Source organism: Ramlibacter sp. (genome assembly GCF_028292805.1).
Lineage (GTDB): Bacteria > Pseudomonadota > Gammaproteobacteria > Burkholderiales > Burkholderiaceae_C > Ramlibacter.
In genome coordinates, this window is sequence record NZ_JAQGLS010000127.1 from 1 (window position 1) to 2,916 (window position 2,916).

The 2,916-nt window shown below is 64.7% G+C and carries 6 protein-coding genes; all 6 read right to left on the reverse strand.

What is annotated here, in order from left to right; genetic code table 11:
* A partial coding sequence (locus tag JWP65_RS07500; protein WP_299762240.1) for a ribosomal protein L16 occupies positions 1 to 153 on the reverse strand: 153 nt, incomplete at its 3' end.
* 2 nt (positions 154 to 155) lie between these two features.
* Positions 156 to 1,118, reverse strand: a complete 963-nt coding sequence (gene rpsC / locus JWP65_RS07505) for a 30S ribosomal protein S3 (RefSeq protein WP_299762225.1) — start codon at positions 1,116 to 1,118, stop codon at positions 156 to 158.
* A gap of 13 nt (positions 1,119 to 1,131) precedes the next feature.
* Positions 1,132 to 1,464 (reverse strand): 50S ribosomal protein L22, encoded by a 333-nt coding sequence (rplV, locus tag JWP65_RS07510; protein ID WP_299762228.1) that lies wholly within the window; start codon positions 1,462 to 1,464, stop codon positions 1,132 to 1,134.
* Positions 1,465 to 1,472: 8 nt separating this feature from the next.
* On the reverse strand, positions 1,473 to 1,751 hold the full coding sequence (gene rpsS / locus JWP65_RS07515) for a 30S ribosomal protein S19 (protein WP_299762231.1): 279 nt from the start codon (positions 1,749 to 1,751) through the stop codon (positions 1,473 to 1,475).
* 12 nt (positions 1,752 to 1,763) lie between these two features.
* Positions 1,764 to 2,588, reverse strand: a complete 825-nt coding sequence (gene rplB, locus JWP65_RS07520) for a 50S ribosomal protein L2 (RefSeq protein ID WP_299762234.1) — start codon at positions 2,586 to 2,588, stop codon at positions 1,764 to 1,766.
* Positions 2,589 to 2,590: 2 nt separating this feature from the next.
* Positions 2,591 to 2,916, reverse strand: a 326-nt coding sequence (gene rplW / locus JWP65_RS07525; RefSeq protein ID WP_299762237.1) for a 50S ribosomal protein L23, incomplete at its 5' end; no start/stop codon positions are given.

Sequence of the window (2,916 nt, forward strand, 5' to 3'; positions counted from 1 at the left end):
ACGCGCGGCCTCGATCTGGCGCGCCGTCAGGCGGCCGCGGTCGGTGCACTTGAGGCCGAAATCGCCGAAGGCGACCGAATTGCCACGCGTGGCAATGCCGGTGTTGCGGCCTTTTTGCTCTTTGCGGAATTTGCGACGAGCGGGTTGCAGCATGTTTACTCTCCTTTACCGTCGGTAGCAGCAGGCGTGCCAGCCGGCGCGGTCTTGCGAGGAACGCGCTTAACGGTAGATTTCGGCGCATCTGCGCCTTGGGTTGCTTCTGCGGGCTTGTCGGCGCCATCGGCGGGAGCCACGTTGGCGCTGGCGGACACAGTCCGTCCACCGCCACCGCTGCCACCACCACTGCCACCGCCGCCGGGACCGCGCGGGCCGCCACGGCCGGGAGCACCGCCACCGGGACGGCGGTCGCCGTCACGGCGCGGACCACGCGGGCCACGACGCTCTTCACCTTCGGGGCGCGGGGTGCTGTCCAGGGACGGCGCATCGCGCTGGCCCAGGGTGTCGCCCTTGTAGACCCAGACCTTGACGCCGATGACGCCGTAGGTGGTCTTGGCTTCGGAAAAACCGTAGTCGATGTCTGCGCGCAGGGTGTGCAGCGGCACGCGACCTTCGCGGTACCACTCGCAACGCGCGATCTCGATGCCGTTCAGGCGGCCCGACGACATGATCTTGATGCCTTGCGCGCCCAGGCGCATCGCGTTCTGCATGGCGCGCTTCATCGCGCGGCGGAACATGATGCGCTTTTCGAGCTGCTGGGTGATCGAGTCGGCGATCAGCTTGGCATCGACTTCGGGCTTGCGCACCTCCTCGATGTTCACTGCCACCGGCACGCCCAGGCGCGTGGCCAGTTCGCGCTTGAGCGCCTCGATGTCCTCGCCCTTCTTGCCGATCACCACGCCCGGACGTGCCGAGAAGATGGTGATGCGCGCGTTCTTGGCGGGACGCTCGATCAGCACGCGCGACACCGCGGCGTTCTTGAGCTTGGTCTTGAGGTAGTCGCGGACCTTGATGTCTTCGGCCAGCATGCCGGCGAAGTCGTTGTCGTTGGCGTACCAGCGACTGTTCCAGTTGCGCGTGACGGCCAGGCGGAAGCCGGTCGGGTGGATCTTTTGTCCCATTTTTCTTCCTGCCTTAGTTGCCGACGGTCACGTACACATGGCACGTACCCTTGCTGATGCGGTTGCCGCGGCCCTTGGCCCGGGCGGAGAAGCGCTTCAGCGTGGCACCTTGCTCGACGTGAATGGTGGTGATCTTCAGTTCGTCGATGTCGGCGCCGTCGTTGTGTTCGGCGTTCGCGATCGCGGACTCCAGAACCTTCTTCAAGATGACGGCACCCTTCTTCTGGGTGAAGTTCAGGATGTTGAGGGCCTGGTCGACCTTCTTGCCACGGATCAGGTCCGCCACCAGGCGGCCCTTGTCCACGGACAAGCGCACACCGCGGAGGATTGCACGAGTTTCAGACATGGTTCGCCTTACTTTTTCTGGACTTTCTTGTCCGCAGGGTGACCCTTGAAGGTGCGCGTCTGGGCGAATTCGCCCAGCTTGTGGCCCACCATCTGGTCGGTGATGTAGACCGGGATGTGCTGCTTGCCGTTGTGCACGGCGATCGTCAGCCCGATGAAATCGGGCAGGATCATGGAGCGGCGCGACCAGGTCTTGATCGGCTTCTTGTCCTTGTTGGTCACGGCCTTGTCGACCTTGACAACGAGGTGGTGGTCAACGAACGGACCCTTTTTGAGAGAGCGAGTCATGTTGTCGGACCCTTATTTCTTGCGCCGCGCGACGATGAACGTCTGCGTGCGCTTGTTGTTACGCGTGCGGTAGCCCTTGGTCAGGTTGCCCCACGGATCGACCGGCGGCTTGCCGGTTCCGGTGCGGCCCTCACCACCACCGTGCGGGTGGTCGATCGGGTTCATCGCAACGCCGCGCACCGTCGGGCGGATGCCCATGTGGCGCTTGACGCCAGCCTTGCCCAACTGGCGCAGGCTGTGCTCTTCGTTGGCGACTTCACCGATGGTGGCGCGGCACTCGATGTGGATCCGGCGGACCTCACCCGAGCGCATGCGGACCTGGGCGTAGACGCCTTCGCGGGCCAGCAGCGTGGCCGACGTGCCGGCCGAACGCGCGATCTGCGCGCCCTTGCCAGGTTGCAGCTCGATACAGTGGATCGTCGAGCCGACCGGGATGTTGCGGATCGGCAGCGTATTGCCAGCGCGGATCGGGGCTTCCGAACCGGACACCAGCGACGCGCCGACTTCCAGGCCACGCGGGGCGATGATGTAGCGGCGCTCGCCGTCGGCATACACCACCAGGGCGATGTGGGCCGTGCGGTTCGGGTCGTACTCGACGCGCTCCACCTTCGCCGGGATGCCATCCTTGTTGCGGACGAAATCGACGACGCGGTAGTGGTGCTTGTGGCCGCCACCCTTGTGGCGCACCGTGATGTGGCCGTTGTTGTTGCGGCCGGCCTTCTGGAATTTCTTTTCCAGCAGCGGCGCGTACGGCTCACCCTTGTGCAGGTGATCGCGGGAGACCTTCACGACGGCACGTTGGCCGGCGGAGGTCGGTTTCATCTTGATGACTGCCATGATTAAGCGGCCTCCCCGGAGAAGTTCAGCTCCTGGCCCGGCTGCAGCGTGACGTATGCCTTGCGCACGTTGTCACGACGACCGAGCGAACGACCGAAGCGCTTGTGCTTGCCCTTGGTGTTCATGACGGAAACGCCCTTGACCTGCACGTTGAACATCAGTTCGACGGCGGCCTTGATCTCGGGCTTGGTGGCGTCCTGCAGGACCTTGAAGGTCACGGCGTTGGACTTGTCCGCCACGTGCGTCGCCTTCTCGGAGACGATCGGGGCGACCAGCACGGCCATCAGACGACCGTGGTCGTACTTGGCGCGCGAGGCGGGGGTGGGAT